Annotated in this window: 19 protein-coding genes and 1 pseudogene; 11 read left to right on the plus strand and 9 right to left on the minus strand. The window is 61.2% G+C overall.

Annotation, left to right across the window (positions count from 1 at the left end; genetic code table 11):
- The first annotated feature begins 49 nt into the window (after nt 1-49).
- Together AB8B31_RS15095 and AB8B31_RS15100 are read left to right on the plus strand one after the other, a co-directional pair.
- The gene (locus tag AB8B31_RS15095; protein ID WP_131702174.1) at nt 50-949 is read left to right on the plus strand and encodes a LysR family transcriptional regulator; all 900 of its coding nucleotides are present in this window, start codon (nt 50-52) and stop codon (nt 947-949) included.
- A gap of 95 nt (nt 950-1044) precedes the next feature.
- A complete protein-coding gene (locus tag AB8B31_RS15100; protein WP_130652825.1) occupies nt 1045-1560 on the plus strand; it encodes a GrpB family protein in 516 nt (171 codons plus the stop codon).
- A gap of 2 nt (nt 1561-1562) precedes the next feature.
- On the opposite strand, the gene AB8B31_RS15105 is transcribed toward AB8B31_RS15100, so the two are convergent.
- A complete protein-coding gene (locus tag AB8B31_RS15105) occupies nt 1563-1844 on the minus strand; it encodes a DUF2188 domain-containing protein (RefSeq protein ID WP_017965291.1) in 282 nt (93 codons plus the stop codon).
- Nucleotides 1845-2076: 232 nt separating this feature from the next.
- Here AB8B31_RS15105 and AB8B31_RS15110 point away from each other — a divergent pair, with 232 nt between their 5' ends.
- Complete coding sequence (locus AB8B31_RS15110) at nt 2077-3174, plus strand: calcium:proton antiporter (protein WP_130652826.1); 1098 nt, start codon at nt 2077-2079, stop codon at nt 3172-3174.
- A gap of 110 nt (nt 3175-3284) precedes the next feature.
- Here the strand turns inward: AB8B31_RS15110 and AB8B31_RS15115 are convergent, their stop codons facing one another.
- The 3 genes from AB8B31_RS15115 to AB8B31_RS15125 all read right to left on the minus strand — a co-directional run bounded on the left by AB8B31_RS15115 (nt 3285) and on the right by AB8B31_RS15125 (nt 6580).
- A complete protein-coding gene (locus tag AB8B31_RS15115; protein WP_130652827.1) occupies nt 3285-4154 on the minus strand; it encodes a 3-deoxy-manno-octulosonate cytidylyltransferase in 870 nt (289 codons plus the stop codon).
- A gap of 47 nt (nt 4155-4201) precedes the next feature.
- Nucleotides 4202-5107, minus strand: coding sequence for a glycosyltransferase family 8 protein (locus AB8B31_RS15120; RefSeq protein ID WP_130652828.1), 906 nt, complete (start codon nt 5105-5107; stop codon nt 4202-4204).
- A gap of 270 nt (nt 5108-5377) precedes the next feature.
- The gene (locus AB8B31_RS15125; protein WP_018243012.1) at nt 5378-6580 is read right to left on the minus strand and encodes a pyridoxal phosphate-dependent aminotransferase; all 1203 of its coding nucleotides are present in this window, start codon (nt 6578-6580) and stop codon (nt 5378-5380) included.
- A 384-nt stretch (nt 6581-6964) separates the two neighbouring features.
- On the opposite strand from AB8B31_RS15125, the gene AB8B31_RS15130 reads away from it, so the two are divergent.
- The 3 genes from AB8B31_RS15130 (at nt 6965) to AB8B31_RS15140 (ending at nt 11372) form a co-directional block, all read left to right on the plus strand.
- Nucleotides 6965-9352: a marine proteobacterial sortase target protein gene (locus AB8B31_RS15130; RefSeq protein WP_130652829.1), complete on the plus strand. Its 2388-nt coding sequence runs from the start codon at nt 6965-6967 to the stop codon at nt 9350-9352.
- On the plus strand, nt 9342-10061 hold the full coding sequence (locus AB8B31_RS15135; protein ID WP_130652830.1) for a class GN sortase: 720 nt from the start codon (nt 9342-9344) through the stop codon (nt 10059-10061). The genes AB8B31_RS15130 and AB8B31_RS15135 overlap by 11 nt, the downstream gene beginning before the upstream one ends.
- Nucleotides 10062-10229: 168 nt before the next feature.
- The gene (locus tag AB8B31_RS15140) at nt 10230-11372 is read left to right on the plus strand and encodes a PQQ-dependent sugar dehydrogenase (protein ID WP_130652831.1); all 1143 of its coding nucleotides are present in this window, start codon (nt 10230-10232) and stop codon (nt 11370-11372) included.
- Between the two features lie 4 nt (nt 11373-11376).
- Here the strand turns inward: AB8B31_RS15140 and AB8B31_RS15145 are convergent, their stop codons facing one another.
- On the minus strand, nt 11377-11847 hold the full coding sequence (locus AB8B31_RS15145; RefSeq protein WP_026230701.1) for a hypothetical protein: 471 nt from the start codon (nt 11845-11847) through the stop codon (nt 11377-11379).
- 100 nt (nt 11848-11947) lie between these two features.
- On the opposite strand from AB8B31_RS15145, the gene AB8B31_RS15150 reads away from it, so the two are divergent.
- From AB8B31_RS15150 to AB8B31_RS15160, 3 genes are all read left to right on the plus strand, one after another.
- On the plus strand, nt 11948-12838 hold the full coding sequence (locus tag AB8B31_RS15150; protein ID WP_130652832.1) for a DMT family transporter: 891 nt from the start codon (nt 11948-11950) through the stop codon (nt 12836-12838).
- Nucleotides 12839-13325: 487 nt separating this feature from the next.
- Nucleotides 13326-13541: a cold-shock protein gene (locus AB8B31_RS15155; RefSeq protein WP_003561293.1), complete on the plus strand. Its 216-nt coding sequence runs from the start codon at nt 13326-13328 to the stop codon at nt 13539-13541.
- 141 nt (nt 13542-13682) lie between these two features.
- Nucleotides 13683-14138 (plus strand): BA14K family protein, encoded by a 456-nt coding sequence (locus tag AB8B31_RS15160; protein WP_183619175.1) that lies wholly within the window; start codon nt 13683-13685, stop codon nt 14136-14138.
- A 60-nt stretch (nt 14139-14198) separates the two neighbouring features.
- Here AB8B31_RS15160 and AB8B31_RS15165 read toward each other — a convergent pair whose 3' ends face one another.
- Nucleotides 14199-15065 (minus strand): oxidoreductase, encoded by an 867-nt coding sequence (locus AB8B31_RS15165; protein ID WP_130652834.1) that lies wholly within the window; start codon nt 15063-15065, stop codon nt 14199-14201.
- A gap of 33 nt (nt 15066-15098) precedes the next feature.
- Here AB8B31_RS15165 and AB8B31_RS15170 point away from each other — a divergent pair, with 33 nt between their 5' ends.
- Nucleotides 15099-15557 carry a winged helix-turn-helix transcriptional regulator gene (locus AB8B31_RS15170; RefSeq protein ID WP_018243020.1) on the plus strand — a complete coding sequence of 153 codons (459 nt, stop codon included), beginning with the start codon at nt 15099-15101 and terminating at the stop codon, nt 15555-15557.
- Between the two features lie 101 nt (nt 15558-15658).
- Here AB8B31_RS15170 and AB8B31_RS15175 read toward each other — a convergent pair whose 3' ends face one another.
- The 3 genes from AB8B31_RS15175 to AB8B31_RS15185 are packed head-to-tail and all read right to left on the minus strand — an operon-like array spanning nt 15659 to nt 18253.
- A complete protein-coding gene (locus AB8B31_RS15175; RefSeq protein WP_047618532.1) occupies nt 15659-17035 on the minus strand; it encodes an ATP-binding protein in 1377 nt (458 codons plus the stop codon).
- 24 nt (nt 17036-17059) lie between these two features.
- Nucleotides 17060-17761 carry a response regulator gene (locus AB8B31_RS15180; RefSeq protein ID WP_003581129.1) on the minus strand — a complete coding sequence of 234 codons (702 nt, stop codon included), beginning with the start codon at nt 17759-17761 and terminating at the stop codon, nt 17060-17062.
- Nucleotides 17762-18253 (minus strand): MarR family winged helix-turn-helix transcriptional regulator, encoded by a 492-nt coding sequence (locus tag AB8B31_RS15185; RefSeq protein WP_026230704.1) that lies wholly within the window; start codon nt 18251-18253, stop codon nt 17762-17764.
- Nucleotides 18254-18581: 328 nt separating this feature from the next.
- On the opposite strand from AB8B31_RS15185, the pseudogene AB8B31_RS15190 reads away from it, so the two are divergent.
- Nucleotides 18582-18785 (plus strand): annotated as a pseudogene (locus AB8B31_RS15190) (branched-chain amino acid aminotransferase); the annotation flags it as partial.
- Between the last annotated feature and the right edge of the window lie 74 nt (nt 18786-18859).

Consider the following 18859-nt stretch of genomic DNA (forward strand, 5'->3'; position numbering starts at 1 on the left):
GGGAATAAACGAAATTGACGAAATAAATGCATCTGCTATACAAAAATATATGAGCGTCGAACCAAGCTGGGATTTCTACCGCAGTTTCCTGACCGTGCTCCAGCAAGGGTCGCTGTCAGCCGCCGCCCGCGAACTGGGGCTGACTCAACCGACCATAGGCCGCCATGTCGACGCCCTGGAACTGGCGATCGGCGCCGAACTCTTCACCCGCTCACCGAACGGCCTGCTGCCGACCGACGCCGCACTGGCGCTCAAGCCCTATGCCGAAACGCTGGCGGCAACCACCGCCGCCCTTTTGCGCACAGCATCCGGCCAGCGCGATTGCGTGACGGGAACGGTCAGGGTCAGCGCCAGCGAGGTCATCGCCGTCGAAGTACTGCCTGCGATTCTCGGACCGCTGCAGGAGACTTATCCGGAACTTCAAATCGAGCTCTCGGCTTCCGATACGATCGAGGACCTGGTGAACCGCGAAGCCGATATTGCCGTGCGCATGGCCGAACCGCAGCAGGACGCACTCGTCGTGCGCCGAATCGGCGATATCCCGCTCGGCTTTCACGCCCATCGCCGCTATCTCGAACGATACGGCATTCCGCAGACCCTGGCTGACCTCGCAAACCACCGGCTCATCGGCTTCGACCGGCAGACGGCCTATGTCCGCATGGTGATGAAACGTTATGCGGTGCCTGGCATCGAGTTCTCCTTCCGCTCCGACAGTAACCTTGCCCAACTTTCGGCGATCCGTGCAGGCGTTGGCATCGGCATCTGCCAGACAGGGCTCGCGCGTGAAAATCCAGACTTTGTTCACATCCTGCCTGATGCCTTCAGCATTCCGCTCGGCACGTGGGTGGCGATGCATGAGAGCCTGAAGTCTTCGCCGCGCTGCCGCGCTACCTTTGATGTATTGGTCAAGGGACTTCAGGACTATCACCGATATTCGACCAGCGCATAATCGCGAAAATCAGAATCGATTTTCGCAAAGAATCATGCGCAAATTTCGAAGCGATAGAGCCTCCTTAACGCGTCGAGCACCACAGCGGGATGAAAATGATAACGCACAGCCCGGTTGAACTCGTGCCTCACGATCCGCAATGGCCGCAAGCCTTCCAGCGCATCCGCAACAGGCTGCTGACCTTGCTGCCGCAGGCGCTCTCCATCGATCACATCGGCAGCACGTCCATACCGGGCATGACAGCCAAGCCGCTTATCGATATCGACATTGTTCTTCCCGACCTCGGGCATATCGAGGGCGCCACACGCGTGCTCCTGGTAGAAGGCTACGAGCCACGCGGCAACCGCTATGACGACGAGGTTTGGGCTTTTCTATCGAGAGGTTCAGTGCCGGCGGAACGGGTCTACCTTTGCCCTTCCGGCAACGGCACGCATCGAAACAGGCTGGCTTTCCGGGATTATCTCATCGCGCATCCGCAAGCGGCGGCCGATTATACCGCGCTCAAACGCAGGCTGGCAGCCGAATTCAGGATGGACGGCGACCGCTACACTGCGCATAAGCGCGAATTCGTCGATGCGATCGTCGCGCGGGCATTGACGGGCGATGCTTAGCTTCAAATGCCTTGCGAGGCCTCGGCCGTACGGTCCTTCCACAGACCGTCCACCACTTCGGTTTCCGGCCGGTCGCCGCCCTCGGCATATTCCTCATGCCATTTGCCGTTCTCGTCCTGCCAACTGATCTCGGCGGAATCGCCGCCGACCTGCTGTTCGGCCGCGACGATGCGCGCAGCTTCGAGCGCCTCGGCATGGGTCGGGAATGCCTCGGAATAGACACCTCCCAGCCTGTAGGCCCAGCCGCCGTCATGTGGCACGACTTCGTAGACCACCTTGATCATGCATCCGTCTCCTCATCTTCTTGTTGCGCATTCGCACGCTTCCGGACAGGATCCGGATCATCGCGGCCGCTTGACGAGAATTCGAGGACGCCGCGATCTGCTTTCCGGCCCCGATGACGTTCAGTATTCCATTAAACGCCGAAGACTGCAAATGGCACTCGACCGGAGCTCGCTTGATAGGCGAAATCAGCGACTTAGATAAAAATGCGTGAATCTGGACAGGAGGTGAGGCTTGAGGATCGCGTCACGCTTTAAAGAAGAAAAGTTTCTGGTCGCCGCACTTGTCGTTGCAGCGATCGCCTATCTCTTGGAACACGCCGTGATTGGGATGGGGCGCGGGGTCGCGCTGATCGCAGCCGTCGTCCTGGTCGGCACCATCGTGCTCGCCTCGATCCGCGTCGCCCATCATGCCGAACTGCTCGCCGTCAAGGTCGGTGATCCCTATGGCACGATGATCCTGACGCTCTCGGCTGTTGCCGTCGAAGTCATCATCCTCGCCATCATGATGGGCGGCGAGAGTTCGCCGACGCTGGTGCGCGACACGATCTACTCGGCCCTGATGCTCGATATCAACGGCATTCTCGGCCTTGCCGCCCTGCTCGGCGGCCTCAAGCACGGTGAACAGCCCTATAACGACAATTCCGGCAAGACCTACGGCGTGATGATCCTCACCGCCATGGGCATCTCGATGATCGTGCCGGAATTCGTGCCGAGCGACAAATGGCACTATTATTCCGCCTTCACCATCGTCGCGATGATCGCGCTCTACGGCCTCTTCCTGCGCATGCAGGTTGGCCAGCACAGCTATTTCTTCAGCTACAGCTACCCGCGCTCCGAACGGAAGAAAGAAACTCCGGACGAGCATGGCGCCGACGAGTCGACTGCAATCTCGATCGCCACCATTCTCGTCGGCGTCGTCATCATCGGCCTGCTGGCGGAGTTCATGGCGGCCTTCATGACCGAAGGCCTGCGCGACAGCGGCGCGCCGATCGCCGTGACCGCCGTCGTCGTCGCAGCGATTTCGGCGGCCCCCGAGATCCTGACCGCATTAAGGGCGGCACTCAGGAACCGCATGCAGGCGACGGTCAACATCGCCATGGGCGCCTCGCTGTCGACGGTCATCCTGACGGTGCCCGTCATGGAGGCGATCGCGCTCTATACTGGCCAGCCCTTCATCATGGCGATGACCCCGGTGCAGACGGTGATGGTGGCGATCACGCTGATTGCCGCCGCGATCAACCTCAACGACGGCGAGACCAACGCCATCGAGGGCATGACGCATTTCATCCTCTTCGCCACCTTCGTCATGCTGACGGCGCTGGGACTTTGAGGGCTCCCCTTCTCCCCGACAGGGGAATGGAGAGCAGCCATCCGCGCGCGGAACGTTAGCTCAAAGACAGCTTTCTCGACAGCCTCGCCTTTGGGGAGGGCTTTCGACAGTCATTCCTTCGACTTTTCGAGGAAACGCTGCTTGCGGGTTTTCGGCTTGAAGCGCCGGAAGAAACCCTCAATGGCGCGGATCGATTTGGTGACGGACATCAGCCTGTCGATCTGGCCGTTCGCATTGTGGAGCCGTTCCGACAGAACTTCAGCCGCAGTCATCGCGATCTCGATCGGCGGCACCTGTGGGAAGCGTTTGGCGAGTGCCGCATAGGGGCCGGCGTCCACGCCGCCCATCATCGAGATCGTGCCCATCCTGGCAAAGAGACGCAGGAAGATCTGCTCGAACGTCCAGTCGTGCACGTCGAAGACCTTCCACTTCTCGCTCCTCTTGGCCGAAAAGCCGGCGAGCAGGATCTTGCCCGGCAGTTGCAACTCGGCAAGCCAAAGCGCCATCGCAAAGCCGCTCGTCGCGATTTTGCCTGTCGGATAGAGGTCGCCGAGCACTTGCGTCAGATCGAGATGGCGGGTTCTGGCGCCCTTGAAGCCGCTCGCGTCACTGAAGTTCTCCTCCGGGGAGACGCGAATGTTGACGACGCCCAGAAAATCGTCGCCGGCAAAGAAACGCAGGACATCCACCACCTCGCGCCGGTGAACGATATTGGCGCCCATCACGCCGCTGCGGGCAATCAGCACCGCATGGCCGGCGAAGGGTTCGTCGAGCACCTTATAAACATTGTTGAAGAACACGTAGAGCGCTGTCTCCGGCAATTCGCTTCGCAGCCGTCCGAAATCGACCGCCTCGCTGTTTGCCACCAGCACGACGTGGGAATAGGGGGACAGCAACGCCTTCCACGCCTCCGGCATCAGGACGTTGAAGCCGCCATCTGCGGCGGCGGCACTCTGCGTATCACTGGGGATTGCTTCCATACCGGCTCACATGCACTTTCCAAGGACGATGCGCTCTGCCCGCCTTACTAGCTGTTGCTGAAATAGGCGCGCGTTCGTGCCAGCCGCGTCAGCCCGCCGATGCGCTTTCCCAAATGCGAGAAGAAACCCGCAACTCGACCCGCCATTGACGGCTGCCCGCAGAAAGAGGCCCACGGTGTGTTGCTGAGATCCTCGATATAGTGCTTGGCCATCCGCCGGTGCACCCAGGGCACGGTGGCCTGCCACGGCTTTTTCCGGCCGGTGAAATGAAGGATCGCCGGCCGGTCGACGAAGGGCAGCAGGCCCGTCTGCGTGTTCCAGCGCGGACCGAGCACCAGCCAGTCGCCGTCGAAGATGACATTCAGCGCATCCTGGTCGTTATTCTCGAAAAGATGCGACCGCTCCTCGAAGATCTCCCGTGTCCTCGCAAAAAGCTCCCTCTCCCGGCAGGCCGACCAGTCGAACAGCAGCACGCCGGCATTGAAATAGCGGCCGCCCTCGCGCATGCCGATCTTCCGCTGCCGGGCACCGGCCTTTTCAGGAAAGGCCATGACATAATCGTCGACCGCAGCCAGCGCTTTGCCTTGAAAATTTCTCGTGAAGAGTTCGTCGACCGGCGAAACCGCCAGCACATCGGCGTCGAGATAGAGCAGGCGCTCGATATGATCGGGTATATGCAGATCCATGTAGAGTCGCGCCAATGTCGCGCCCGACCAGCGGCCCCGCGCCTGCAGCGCCGTATCCGGCGTATTGTAGGGCAGCACCCTGATCGCCATGTCATGCAGCCGCGCGAAATTTCCCACCTCGGCGATCTCGTTCGGCTTGAGGTCGATGCCGAGAAGCAGGAACTCCACGGCAGGACCTGAGAGATTGCGCTTGACGGAAAGCAGGGTGCAGCAGGCGGCAGGCAGCATGTTGACATCCGAACAGACGATCACGGCACTCTGCTGCAAAATCCCGGCCTCCCGAAGCGGCACTTAAACTTGATGCCGGATATCTAGTTGGTTTGATGGCAACCCGCAACCGCAGATCACCCGCCGGACCGTCACTCTGCCGTCACGTTTTGAATCGGATTTCAACGACTTGAGAGGCAAAGCGGAATCAACTCCGCAGCATGTTGAATCGGGATGTGAGCGATAATCGCAGCGCCAGCCCAACGTCGCCGCAAACAAAAAGGCCCGCCGTCGCCGGCAGGCCTTCGATCGGTGTTTTTGAAAACCCGCTTACTTGCAGGCGCCGCAGAAGCGCTGGATGCGGCGGCAGGCTTCCTCGAGCTGCTCTTCCGAAGTCGCATAGGAGATACGGAAGTTCGGGCCGAGGCCGAAGGCCGAACCGTGAACAACGGCAACGCCTTCCGATTCCAGAAGTTCAGAGACGAAATCCTCGTCCGTCTCGATGACCTTGCCGGAGGGCGCGGTCTTGCCAATCAGACCCTTGCACGAGGGATAGACATAGAAGGCGCCCTCCGGCACCGGGCAGACAATACCCTTGGCCTGATTCAGCATCGAAACGACGAGATCGCGGCGGCCTTCGAAGATCTTCTTGTTCTCGGGGATGAAGTCCTGCGTGCCGTTCAGCGCTTCGACAGCCGCCCACTGGGCGATCGACGTCGCACCCGAGGTCTGCTGACCCTGGATCATGTCCATGGCCTTGATGAGCTGGATTGGGCCGGCCGCATAGCCGATACGCCAGCCGGTCATCGCATAGGCCTTGGAGACGCCGTTCATCGTCAGCGTGCGGTCGTAAAGCTGCGGCTCGACTTCCACAGGCGTAACGAACTTGAAGTCGCCATAGGTCAGGTGCTCGTACATGTCGTCGGTCAGCACCCAGACCTGCGGATTCTTCATCAGCACATCCGTCAGCGCCTTCAGCTCGTCATGCGTATAGGCGGCCCCCGTCGGGTTGGACGGCGAGTTGAAGATGAACCACTTGGTCTTCGGCGTGATCGCCTTTTCGAGATCGGCCGCCTGAAGCTTGAAGTTATGCTCCTGGGTGGCAGAAACGAAAACCGGCGTGCCGCCGCACAGTGCCACCATCTCAGGATAGGAAACCCAGTAAGGCGCCGGAATGACGACTTCGTCGCCGGGGTTCAGCGTTGCCATGAAGGCGTTGAAAAGGATCTGCTTGCCGCCGGTGCCGACGATGGTCTGCTCCCAGGAATAGTCGAGGCCGTTCTCGCGCTTGAACTTGGCGGCGATCGCCTTGCGCAATTCCGGGATACCGGAAACCGGCGTGTACTTCGTTTCGCCGCGGTTGATCGCGTCGATGGCCGCCTTCTTGATATTATCGGGCGTATCGAAATCCGGCTCACCGGCGCCGAGGCCAATGACGTCACGTCCTTTTGCTTTCAGCTCGCGCGCTTTCTGGGAGACGGCGATGGTGGCTGAAGGCTTCACACGGGAAAGAGCATCGGCAAGGAAAGCCATGATAACGGTCCTAATGGTTGAAACGGGCAGAAAGCCGGGACCGGAGTTCTGCGGTTAGCTCTATGTCCAATGTATGGCGGCATTTCAAGCGGAAAGGCGTCATGGTGGCATGATTCTTATTGATCGGTTCGCCGCACCATCAGCCCGGCATGCCGCGCCCTTGGGAGAGGCTTGCGTCACCTGGTCGAAACGCCATGCGCAGATCTTGAATCAATCTCTGACGTCATCCGGATTTATTCCCTGAAATCAGTGGCATCGCCGAATTTGGCCATCGCCACGAATAAGCCGCAACAAATGCCGCGCCGCGCCGCAATTCGGTCGCGAGCGCGCCGAGATCGAAGCCGCATCATCCGGCATCCGAAATTGGTTATTGAGGGTATGCCAATGTTTCTGGAAGATGAGTTTGCCATAGGGCGCATTCGCGCGCGCCGAATTTCCGTTTCAGTCCTTGTTGCATTCACTATCTTTGCGGCCTGCATCACCGCGGTGCTGGGACTTGCCTCCGCCGCCCGCGCGGCCGAGACGCCGCAGGCATCCGCTGAGCTCGCAGCACTTGTCCGGCCGAACGACGTCCGCAGCGGCTCGCTGCTCTTTCCGTCGAAGGAGCCGGGCTTCTATGTCGAAGCGCCGCGGCTGAAGAGTGATGTCGCCATCGATGTCTCCGGCCCGATCGCCAGGGTGAAGGTGACGCAACGCTTCCAGAATCCGAGCCAGGGTTGGGTCGAGGGCACCTACGTCTTTCCGCTGCCGGATAATTCCGCCGTCGACACCCTGAAAATGCAGATCGGCGAACGCTTCATCGAAGGCCAGATCAAGCCGCGCCAGGAAGCCCGCGAGATCTACGAGCAGGCCAAGGCCGAGGGCAAGAAGACGGCGTTGCTCGAACAGCAGCGGCCGAACATCTTCACCAACCAGGTCGCCAATATCGGTCCCGGCGAAACCATCGTCGTCCAGATCGAGTATCAGCAGATGATCCACCAATCGGGCGGCGAGTTCTCGCTGCGCGTCCCGATGGTCGTCGCCCCGCGCTACAATCCGGCGCCGATCGTCCAGACCGTCGAGTTCAACAACGGCGCCGGTTTTGCCACACCGCGCGACCCGGTGGAAAACCGCGACAAGATCGAAGCCACCGTGCTTGACCCGCGTGAGAACGCCAGGATCAATCCGGTTTCGCTGACCGTCGATCTCAAGGCCGGTTTCCCGCTCGGCGACGTCAAATCCTCCTTCCACGCGGTCGATATCAGCCAGGACGGCGACCAGGCGAGAACGATCAGCCTGAAGGCGGACTCCGTTCCCGCCGACAAGGATTTCGAGCTCACCTGGAAGGCCGCCCCCGGCAAGATGCCGAGTGCCGGCCTCTTCCGCGAAGTGATTGATGGTAAGACCTATCTGCTCGCCTTCGTCACCCCGCCCACTGCCCCCGATACGGCAGCGCCGCCGGCGAAACGCGAGGTGGTCTTCGTCATCGACAATTCCGGCTCCATGTCCGGCCCGTCGATCGAGCAAGCAAGGCAGAGCCTGGCGCTTGCGATCTCCAAGCTGAACGCCGACGACCGCTTCAACGTCATCCGTTTCGACGATACGATGACCGATTATTTCAAGGGTCTCGTCACTGCCACCCCTGACAATCGCGAAAAGGCGATTGCCTATGTCAGAGGCCTGACTGCCGACGGCGGCACGGAAATGCTACCTGCCTTGCAGGCTGCGCTGCGTAACCAGGGACCGGTCGCAACCGGAGCGCTGCGCCAGGTCGTGTTCCTGACGGATGGCGCGATCGGCAACGAACAGCAGCTTTTCCAGGAGATCACCGCAAACCGCGGCGATGCCCGCGTCTTCACCGTCGGCATCGGCTCGGCGCCGAACACCTATTTCATGACCAAGGCCGCCGAAGTCGGCCGCGGCACCTTTACGGCGATCGGCTCGACCGATCAGGTGGCGAGCCGCATGGGCGAGCTTTTCGCCAAGCTGCAGAACCCAGCCATGACCGATATCGCCGCAACCTTCGAAGGCATCGCTGCCGAGGATATCACGCCAAACCCGATGCCGGACCTCTATAGCGGCGAGCCTGTCGTGCTGACCGCGCGACTGCCTGACGATAAGCCCGCCGGCAAGCTGCAGATCTTCGGCAAGACAGGCGAGCAGCCCTGGCGCGTCGAGATGAATATCGCCAATGCCGCCAACGGCAACGGCATTTCCAAGCTCTGGGCGCGGCGCAAGATCGACGATTTCGAGGCGCGCGCCTATGAACGTCAGGATCCGGCCGCGCTCGACAAGGATATCGAGACCGTCGCGCTCGCCCATCACCTCGTCTCCCGCGTCACCAGCCTGGTTGCCGTCGACGTCACCCCGTCTCGCCCGGTCGATCAGCCGCTCGGCTCGACCAAGCTGCCGCTCAACCTGCCGGAAGGTTGGGACTTTGATAAGGTCCTCGGCGAAAACCCTGTCCCTCGTGACGACGCAGAGCGCCATGGCTCGGCTACGCCTACGGGAAGCGCCGGACCGGAGCAGGCTGAGGCCGAAACACAGAAACTCATCGCATCGCCTGAGATCGCAAACATGATGGCTGCAGCCCCGACCGCCAAGGCCGCCACCATGATCGCGCAAAAAAGCACGACCGTGAACCTGCCGCAGACGGCGACGCGCGCCGACGAGCAGATCATCCGGGGGCTGACCATGTTGCTCCTCGCGCTGATGGCGGCAAGCGGGCTGGCCGTCTGGCGGCGGCGCCTCAAGGGCATTATTGCCGTCGGAGCCAAACGAAATGGTCTCTAGGCTCTCTGCAAGCCAGAATGAGGAAGTGGCCGAATTCGAGCCGCTTCCGACCTATCTGGAACTCGCCATGGCCGCCGCCACGGCCTATGACCGACCGAAGATGCGCCAGAAGAAGGGTTTCTTCCTCTGGCGTCTTTCCTCGATCGAAAAAGCAATCGCCTTTGCCATCGCCGGCCTTGCCCTCTATGGCTTGGCGCTGATCGGCGACGGCTTCCTGCTGAAGGCGAAGGCGGAGCTTTCCCAGGTTCTGCTGAAACGCGCCTTCGCCGCCGAATTGCGGGGCGAAGAAACAAAACCCTGGCCCTGGGCGGATTTCACCACGGAGGCCAAGGTACGCGCCCCGCGCCTCGGCAAGGAGGCGATCGTGCTCTCCGGCGCCTCCGGCGAAGCTCTCGCCTTCGGTCCGGCCTGGCTCGTCAACACGCCACAGCCCGGAGAGGAAGGCACCTCCGTGATTGCTGCCCATCGCGACACGCATTTCCGCTGGCTGCAATATATAAGGCCCGGCGATACGATTGAAGTCACGCGCCGCGACGGCAAACTGTTGACCTTCAAGGCCGGCGAGGGCCGCATCGCCCCGTGGGATGCAAGCGGCATCGATTCCACCTCCGATGGCCGCCGCCTGGTGCTGACCACCTGCTGGCCCTTCGACGCGACGGAACGCGGGCCGTTGCGCTACATCCTCGAGGCGGAATTGGTCGATGGCTAGAGCGCCGTGCGTCCTCTTGGACGCACAAAGGACGCTCTACCTCTTTTGAATCTGGACAACGGGATCAGTTCAACCGGTAAACACAAAGCCGTTATTGCAGGTCGAATGAGGGTTGAAGCCCTCCCCTGCCCGCTCCACGTTCAGCCTGAGAGACGACGGGGATGCACGATGAAGAGAATGTCCGCCTTCCATTTCGCCGCAGCGCTGGTTCTGTTCGGCACCGTGTCGGCGGATGCGGCCGACACCATCAACACGCAGGATCTCGCGGTCCGTGTAGACAAGCTCGCCGACGGCCTCCAACATCCCTGGGCGGTCGAGGTCATGCCCGACGGCGCCTATCTCGTCACCGAGCGGCCGGGCCGCATGCGCATCGTCCGCGACGGCAAGCTCTCCGACCCGATCGGCGGCGTGCCTAAGGTCAGCGCCCGTGGCCAGGGTGGCCTGATGGACGTGGCGCTCGCACCGGACTTTGCGACGAGCCGCAAGCTCTATTTCACCGCCGCCATCGCCAACAGCCGGGGCTCCGGCACCGAAGCCTTCAGCGCCACGCTTTCAAATGACGAAAAGACGCTTCACGCCGTGACGCCTGTTTTCACCATGCAGCGCTTCACGTCAGGCAATATCCAGTACGGCTCGCGCATCGCGATTGCCCGTGACGGTTCGCTGTTCATCAGCGTCGGCGACCGCGGCGACCGCGACCGCTCGCAAGATTGGCAGGACGATGCCGGCTCGATCATCCATATCAATGCCGACGGCAGCATCCCTGCCGACAATCCGTTCAAAGACGGCGGCAAGGCGCTGCCGGAAATCTGGTCGAAAGGCCACCGCAACCCGCAGGGCATCACCTTCGACGCCAAGGACGGCAAGCTCTATACCGTCGAGCACGGCGCGCGCGGCGGCGACGAGATCAACCAGCCCGAGGCCGGCAAGAATTATGGCTGGCCTATTATCACCTATGGCCGCGATTATTCGGGTGCCGAGATCGGCGAAGGCACGGCCAAGGAAGGGCTGGAACAGCCGCTGCACTATTGGGATCCTTCGATCGCACCCGGCGCGCTCGTCGTCTATCGCGGCGCCATGTTCCCGGAATGGGACGGCAATTTCATCGTCGCGGCGCTGAAGTTCCAACTGCTCTCGCGCATGCAGCGCGACGACGGCGGCGCCTTCGTCACCGAAGAACGTCTGTTCGAGGGCGAATACGGCCGCATCCGCGACGTCGTCGTCGCACCCGACGGCGCCCTGCTGATGGTGACGGACGAGGACAACGGCGCGCTGCTCAGGATCTCCAGAGCGCAGGCCCGCAACGGCTGAGACGTCACAACGCGCCGCGCAGTTCCTTGCGGATGACGAATTTCAACCCGGACCAGATTTCGTCGACGGCGCAGACCTTGATGTCGACGAGGCCCATCGGAAGCAGAACCTCCCGCAGCACGTCCTCGGTGATATCAGTCGGCACCCTCGAGCTCTTCTTAGGCCAGGAGATCCAGACCATGCCATTCGGCACCAGAACAGGCAGGAGCGCAGGCGCGGTCCGCTCTAGCACGGCCCGTTCGGTCGTAAAGAGATGCACATAGTCGAATACGCGTGCGGGCGTCTCCGGAAGCGCCCGAACGACCGAGGCAAAACCGTCGAAACCATTGATGTCGCCGATCGTTTCGGGAATGCCGAGAAGAGCGGCTGACTGCCCCTGTGCAAGGCCGAGTTTCCTGACGAGCGGCGTGCCGGAATAGCCTGCCGCCCTCGGCGCGGCCACGTCGCCGGCCGGCTTCCGTTCTTCGCCTCGCATGCCTTCACCTCCGTCAACCGGCACGAAGTCTTCACCCTTGCCGAAAGGAAACGCAACTGCTAACCGCTTGCGCACATCTCCCTTCCCCATCGAGGACGACATGACGCGCGTTCAGGCGAACCTCCTCCTATTGCTTGCAGCCGCCATCTGGGGCGGCGGCTTCGTCGCGCAGTCGACGGCGATGAAGGCGATCGGCCCTTTCTGGTTCATCGGCCTGCGTTTTGCCGTCGCCACGCTGGCCGTGCTGCCCTTCGTCCTTTTCGAAGCGCGCAAGGCAAAGGAGAAGACCAGCGCACGCCATGCGAAGCTCTATATCCTGATCGGCCTTGCCCTTTTCGGCGGCGCGGCCACGCAACAGGTCGGCCTGCAGACGACGACGGTGACGAATTCCAGCTTCATCACCGGCCTCTATGTGGTCTTCGTGCCGCTGATCGCCGTGTTCTTCCTGCGCCGTGCCCCGCATTGGGTCATCTGGCCGGGCGCGCTGATGGCGGTCACCGGCATCTATCTTCTGTCCGGCGGCCATCTCTCGGCACTGACCCCAGGTGATCTGCTGACCGTCGTCTGCGCCGTCTTCTGGGCGATCCAGATCACCCTTGCCGGCACGACCGTTTCGGAGACCGGAAGGCCGCTCGCGCTCTCCGCGGTGCAATTCGCCGTCACTGCAGTCTGTGGGCTGGCCGTTGCCGTAGCTGTCGAACCGGTCAGCCTTTCGGCGATCTGGGCCGCGGCGCCGGAGATCCTTTATGTCGGTATCTTCTCCTCGGGCGTCGCTTTCGTCCTGCAGGTGATCGGCCAGCGCTACACGACGCCCTCGCAGGCCGCGATCTTCCTTTCTTCCGAAGCACTCTTTGGCGCCTCACTCGCTGCCCTGCTGCTCGGCGAGACGATGCCGGTAACAGGCTATGCAGGTTGCGCGCTAATGTTTATCGCTATGCTTGTAGTCGAACTCGTGCCGGGACTGACCCGCCGGCGCTTGCCAGCCGCGTGAACACGCGTCCAAATATGGGTGAGTCACGCATCGGAAAAAAAATTCATTTGCCGCGAGAGACGCGTTCACGTTGCATTTTTGGGAAAATCTGCTCGGAACTTATATTGCAGACGATATAAAACGTTAATCATTCCCTATCAGCGAAGGAAATTTTGCGTTTTTTCGCAAATTGGATGTCGGCAGGGGTGTGCCCGGAGCGACACGTTAAAAAACTTTTGCTTGCCAAAATCCTTTAAACGCAGCACTCTCAGCGCGTTCGGGCATTTTGCGAGCATGGGAAGTCCTTAAGTATTTGCGCGCCGGGAACGCTAATATTCCGGTCAGCCGGTTCCGAAAATGGCGGGCGAAAGTCCTGCCTGGAACAGGCCGAGGTAGAGGGGACCTTTTTCTCACATTTCAAGAATTGCCTGCCAACACCTCCCCGCAAGGAGGCAATGCTATGATGCTGCCCGTGTGGATGGCGGGCAGAGAGAAAAGGACCTGAGGCATGGCAGAGACTGGCACTGTAAAATTCTTCAATACCGACAAAGGCTTCGGCTTCATCAAGCCGGACCGGGGCGGCGCCGATATCTTCGTTCACATTTCTGCCGTTCAGGCCTCCGGCCTGGCCGGTCTGACGGAAAACCAGAAGGTAAGCTTCGACACGGAGCCGGATCGCCGCGGCAAGGGCCCGAAAGCCGTCAATCTGCAGATTGCGGGCTGAACCCTTAACAAGGCTGGCGAGTTCGAGTTGAAGCCCGGCAGCAATGCCGGGTTTTGTCGTTCAGCCTTCGTTCAGCTACAAATCTGTACTTCTCTCATCATCGAGAAAGGGGCCGGCGTTCGGTTCCCGGGATTAGGATTTATGCTTATGAAAAGGCTCGCCAAGACCATTCTGCTGACGGCAACCGCTGCCGCACTCACGCTTTCCGCCATCGGTGAAGCGTCGGCCCGCGACCGCCACTGGCGCCACGGCAATCACGGCAACAACGATGCGTGGGTCGGCGGCGCCGTCGGCCTTGCCACCGGCCTGATCGTCGGTTCGGCCATCGCCAACGCCAATAACGGTCCGGTCTACGAAGAACGCCGCTACATCGACCCGGCCTACGAGCCGGATTATTACGAGCCCGCCCCGGTCTATCGCGCGCCCCGCCGCGTCTATGTCGATCAGCCGCAATATTACGCGCCGGTCCGCACGGCGGTGGAGCCCTGGTCGCCGCAATGGGAGCGTTACTGCTCTTACCGCTACCGCTCCTTCGATCCGCGCAGCGGCACCTATGTCGGCAATGACGGCCGCAGCCACTTCTGCACCGCCGGCTGAATCGTCGAATATCCCTGATGCAAAGCGCCGCTTTTTAGCGGCGCTTTTGTTTTGCCTGCGTCAGCCGGTCTTCTTTTCCCAGGGCATGGGCTCGGCCTCAGCATCAAAATCGGTCGAGACACTCACGGTGCGCCACATCCGATCGGCTTCGATACGCGCCGCATCCGCCTTTTCGACATTGCGTACCGCATCGCTGCCAAGCAGCAGCCGGAACGGCGGCTCGTCGAGACCGGCGATGTGGATGACGACTGCCGCCGCTCTGGCAGGATCGCCGGGCTGGCGACCATCGTACTCACGCTGGAAACGCACCGTAGCACCGACCGTCTCCGCATAGTCCTGCCGCCCTTCGGCAAGCACCGTCGAGGAGCCGGCGAAATCGGTCCTGAAGCCGCCGGGCTCGATCACCGTCACCCTGATGCCGAACGGCGCGACCTCTTTCGACAGCACCTCGGAAAAGCCCTCGACACCGAATTTCGCCGCCGAATAAGCGCCGCGCCCGGCGGGTCCGATCCGGCCGCCGACCGATGAGAACTGGATGATGTGCCCCGCCCCCTGCCCGCGCATCAGGGCGATGACAGCCTTGGTCATGATGATGGTGCCGAAGAGGTTGGTCTCGATCTGGGCGCGGAAATCGGCAAGACTGGTATCCTCGATCGAGCCGACATTGCCGTAGCCGGCATTGTTGACGAGCACGTCGATGCGCCCGAACCTCTTCACACCAGCCTCGACTGCTGCCGCTGCCGCCACCTCGTCGGTCACGTCAAGCGCCAGCGTCAGGACCTGATCGCCATACCGCTCGGAAAGATCGGCAAGCTGGCCGGGATCGCGCGCAGTTGCCACCAAATTGTCGCCGGAGGCCAAAACCGCCTCCGCCAGCGCCCGGCCAAGACCGCGCGAACTCCCTGTTATCAACCAGACTCTGAACATCGGAAACCTCCTGCTTTGGTTCCCGGCTCATGTATGGTCTATTGTATCCAATCGAAAGAAGGTACCCGGACGATCTATACACACCTTGAGGTAACTGACTTGACCAGTGACATCTTCGATTTCTGCAGCAGTATGACGGACGAACAGGATGGGCGGGCCCGTGAACTGATCGAGCGGGCGGCGGCGAAATGGCCGCTGCGCATCCTGCACGTACTCTCCGATGCCGGCGCACCCCTGCGCTTCTCACGCCTTATGGAGAGGGTCGAGGGCATCAGCCAGAAAGTGCTGACGCAGACGCTGCGCACCCTCGAAAGAGATGGCCTCATCATCCGCACGCTCTATCCCGAAGTGCCGCCGCGCGTCGAATATGAGTTGACGCCGCTCGGACGCGACCTCCTCATGCAAGTCGTCACGCTCTGGCGCTGGATCGTCGAACACCTGGATGATTTCGATGCGCGCAAAGCCGTAAAGCTGACGGCCGCCGGCGTCTAAAGCCCGTCGCAATCTTTCAGATTCGCTCCTTGCGCTTTATCTCTTTGTTTCTACGCATGTCGTTATCGCAAAACCGCTGCACATTTTTGCGCGAGATGCCTTCAAGCCGGAATGCGGATCGTTGCCCTCAGCCCACCGAGCGGACTGTCGGTGAGCGTGACGTTGCCGCCGTGGCTGCGGGCGATGTCGCGGGCGATCGCAAGGCCGAGGCCGGTGCCCGACGCATCCAGGTTGCGCGCCGTATCCAGCCGGAAGAATGGCTTGAACACGTCCTCGCGGTTCTTCTCAGGAATGCCCGGCCCATCATCGTCGAAGACGACGGTCAGCCATTTGGCGTTGTGCTTGGCTTCGATGTCGAGCCTATTGGCATAACGCCGAGCATTCGAGGCAAGGTTGGTGACGAGCCGCATGAAAGCGTTCGGCCTGACGGATATGTCGTCATCGCCTTCGATGGAATAGCTGAATTTTTTGCCGTGCAGGGCGAAATCGGATTCCAGCTTTGCGAAGATCTCACTGAGTTTCAGCTCGCCGACATCCTCTTCGACCTCGCCGCGTGCAAAGGCCATGTAGGCCTCCAGCATGGTCTGCATGTCGTTGACGTCATCGTTCAGCCCATGCAGGTCGGGATTGTCGCCAGCGAGCGCCAGTTGCAGCTTGAAGCGGGTGAGGATGGTGCGCAGGTCATGGCTGACGCCGGAGAGCATCGCGGTGCGCTGTTCGATCTGCCGTTCGATTCGCTCCCGCATCAGAATGAAGGCAAGACCGGCGCGCCTGACCTCGTCGGCGCCGCGCGGATAGAAATTATCGGGCTTCTGCCCCTTACCGAAGCTTTCGGCCGCGCGCGCCAAGGTCAGGATCGGCCGGATCTGCCCGCGCAGGAAGAGGATCGAGATGCCGATCAGCACCAGCGAGGTGCCGACCATCCAGACGATGAAGATATGGGTGTTCGACGCATAGGTCTGACTGCGTTTGGTCAGCACCCGCAGGATCTTGTTGTCGAGTTTGATGCGGATCTCGACGAGGTTCGAATTTCCGACTGTGTCGATCCAGAAAGGCCGGTGGATCTCGTCGGTGATCTCGTCGCTGAGGATGCCATCGAGAATCGAGAAGAAAGGCTTGACGCGCGGCGGCGGCAGATCGCCGTCCGGCTCGATCGAGATCTGCAGGCTGAGCTGGTCGCGGGCGATGCGGATGATCTCGCTATAGTCCGAGTTCTGCGGATAGGTCTCGATGATTTCGATGATGGCGGCGATGTCACGGGTGACGGCAAGCGACAGCCGCTCCGTCACCATTTGCCAGTGGCGCTCCATGAACACGGCGGCGACGACGGATTGCAAGAGCACCATCGGAATGATGATGATCAGCAGCGAGCGCGCGTAAAGTCCGGTCGGCAGCCGGCGGCGCAGCCACCGGACGATCCAGCGCCAGCCCGGCGCAGAAGTGCGGTCTTCCCGCCGCAAGCTGTCGATCGTCACCATCAGCGCCGGTCCCGAACCTTGAGTTTAGTCGATGCTCAGCCTGTATCCGATGCCGCGCACGGTCTGCAACCAGACGGGATTGGCGGGATCGTCCTCGATCTTACGCCGCAGCCGGTTGATCTGCACGTCGATCGTCCGCTCGCCGACTTCGGTATCGTTGCCGATCAGTTCATGGCGGGGGATCGTGTCGCCGGCGCGCCGTGCAAAGAGCAGCATGATCTCCTGCTCGCGGTCGGTGAGCCGGATCACCTCGCTGGCTTTCTTCAGCTCCTTGCGGGTCAGCGAGAAGGTGTAGGGGCCGAACATCACTTGTTCGATCTTCGGTCCCTCGCCGCCGGCGTTGCGGCGCAGGATGTTGTTGATGCGCAGCACCAGTTCGCGCGGGTCGAAGGGCTTGGAAAGATAGTCGTCGGCGCCCGCCTCCAGGCCTTCAATGCGGTTGCCCGATTCTGCCAGCGCCGTCAGCATGATGATCGGGACGTTCTTGATGGCGCGAAGCCCGCGGGTGACGTCGATGCCGGATTCGCCCGGCATCATCACATCCATGATGATCAGGTCGAAATCGAGACCCGCAAGCTTGCGCTGCGCCTCGGCGCCGTCGGCGGCGACAGTGACGCGGAAGCCGTTCTCGGCGAGATAACGATTGAGCAGCGCGCGGATACGGGAGTCGTCATCGACCACCAGCAAATGCGCCGCATCGTCGGAAATACCTGTCTTGACCGCCATTCAATCCGCCCTCTGTCTGTCCCGCATGCCGCTGAGGAAAGCTTTTACGCCCTCCCGCACCTCCGCAGAAGCCCCTTCGAATGCCCGCTCAATGCGGCGCGATTGCGGCTCGGCAAGGGCAAGCGCCAGCTCTCGTCCCGATTGCGTCGGATAAAGCTTGCGCTGCCGCCGGTCCTCGGGACCTGCCACCTGGCGAATATAGCCTGAATCGATCAGCTGTTTCAGCACCCTTGCGAGGCTCTGCTTGGTGATCTTCAAGGTATCGAGAAGATCAGCCACCGTCATGCCGGGATTGCGGTTGACGAAATGCACGACGCGATGGTGCGCCCGGCCGAAGCCGCTCTTTTCGAGGATGGCATCCGGATCGGAAACGAAGTCGCGATAGGCGAAGAAGAACAGCTCGATGATCTCGAAATCGATGATATCAGTATCTTCCATCGGCGTGCCCAGCGGCTCTGGCTTGCCTACTTTCGGGCCGGTCTGTCGTGACACTCGGCATTCCTTTCTCGTTCCGCGCGCTGCGGGAAACTTTCGCGAAGATATGTCAGCTTTATTGACATAAATTTGGCTGTTAGCTTCCGCGAACTCTGCGGGAGGCCCGCACGGTCTCCTCATTTCCCTGGCACTTCCTGGAAACTAAGGCCCGTCTGGCACTCCGACGCAACACGCGATTTCCCCTTGCGTCTGTGGATAAGACGTAATGGGGACAACAATCAACAGGCATGGCGCGTGAAGCGCCTGAGGAGTTAGGGATGCGCCGGTCGCTTCGGCGACCTGGCCGCGATAATCGAGCACCATAGCATCGGCGTAGCCCTAGGCTGCAAAACGCCGCAGCATCGAGGTGATCGAACGCGCGATCCTGCCGGAGGAACTCCCCGGCTTTAGCGAGTGCTTCTTCACCGGTTCGGCTGCGGAAGTGACCCCGGTTTCCGAAACCGGCCCGTACCGCTTCACGCCGTCGACGATCTCCGAAATGAACGACTACATGAAGGAAGTCTATCCGGCGGTGATCGCCGCCGAATAAGACCCTCAGGAAATCGGCCGGCTACTGCATAATTCCTTAAATCGGAATCGATTGAAGGGTAAAATTATGCAGCA

The sequence above is a fragment of the Rhizobium sp. 62_C5_N11_2 genome, assembly GCF_051811185.1.
In the GTDB taxonomy this organism is placed as follows: domain Bacteria; phylum Pseudomonadota; class Alphaproteobacteria; order Rhizobiales; family Rhizobiaceae; genus Rhizobium; species Rhizobium leguminosarum.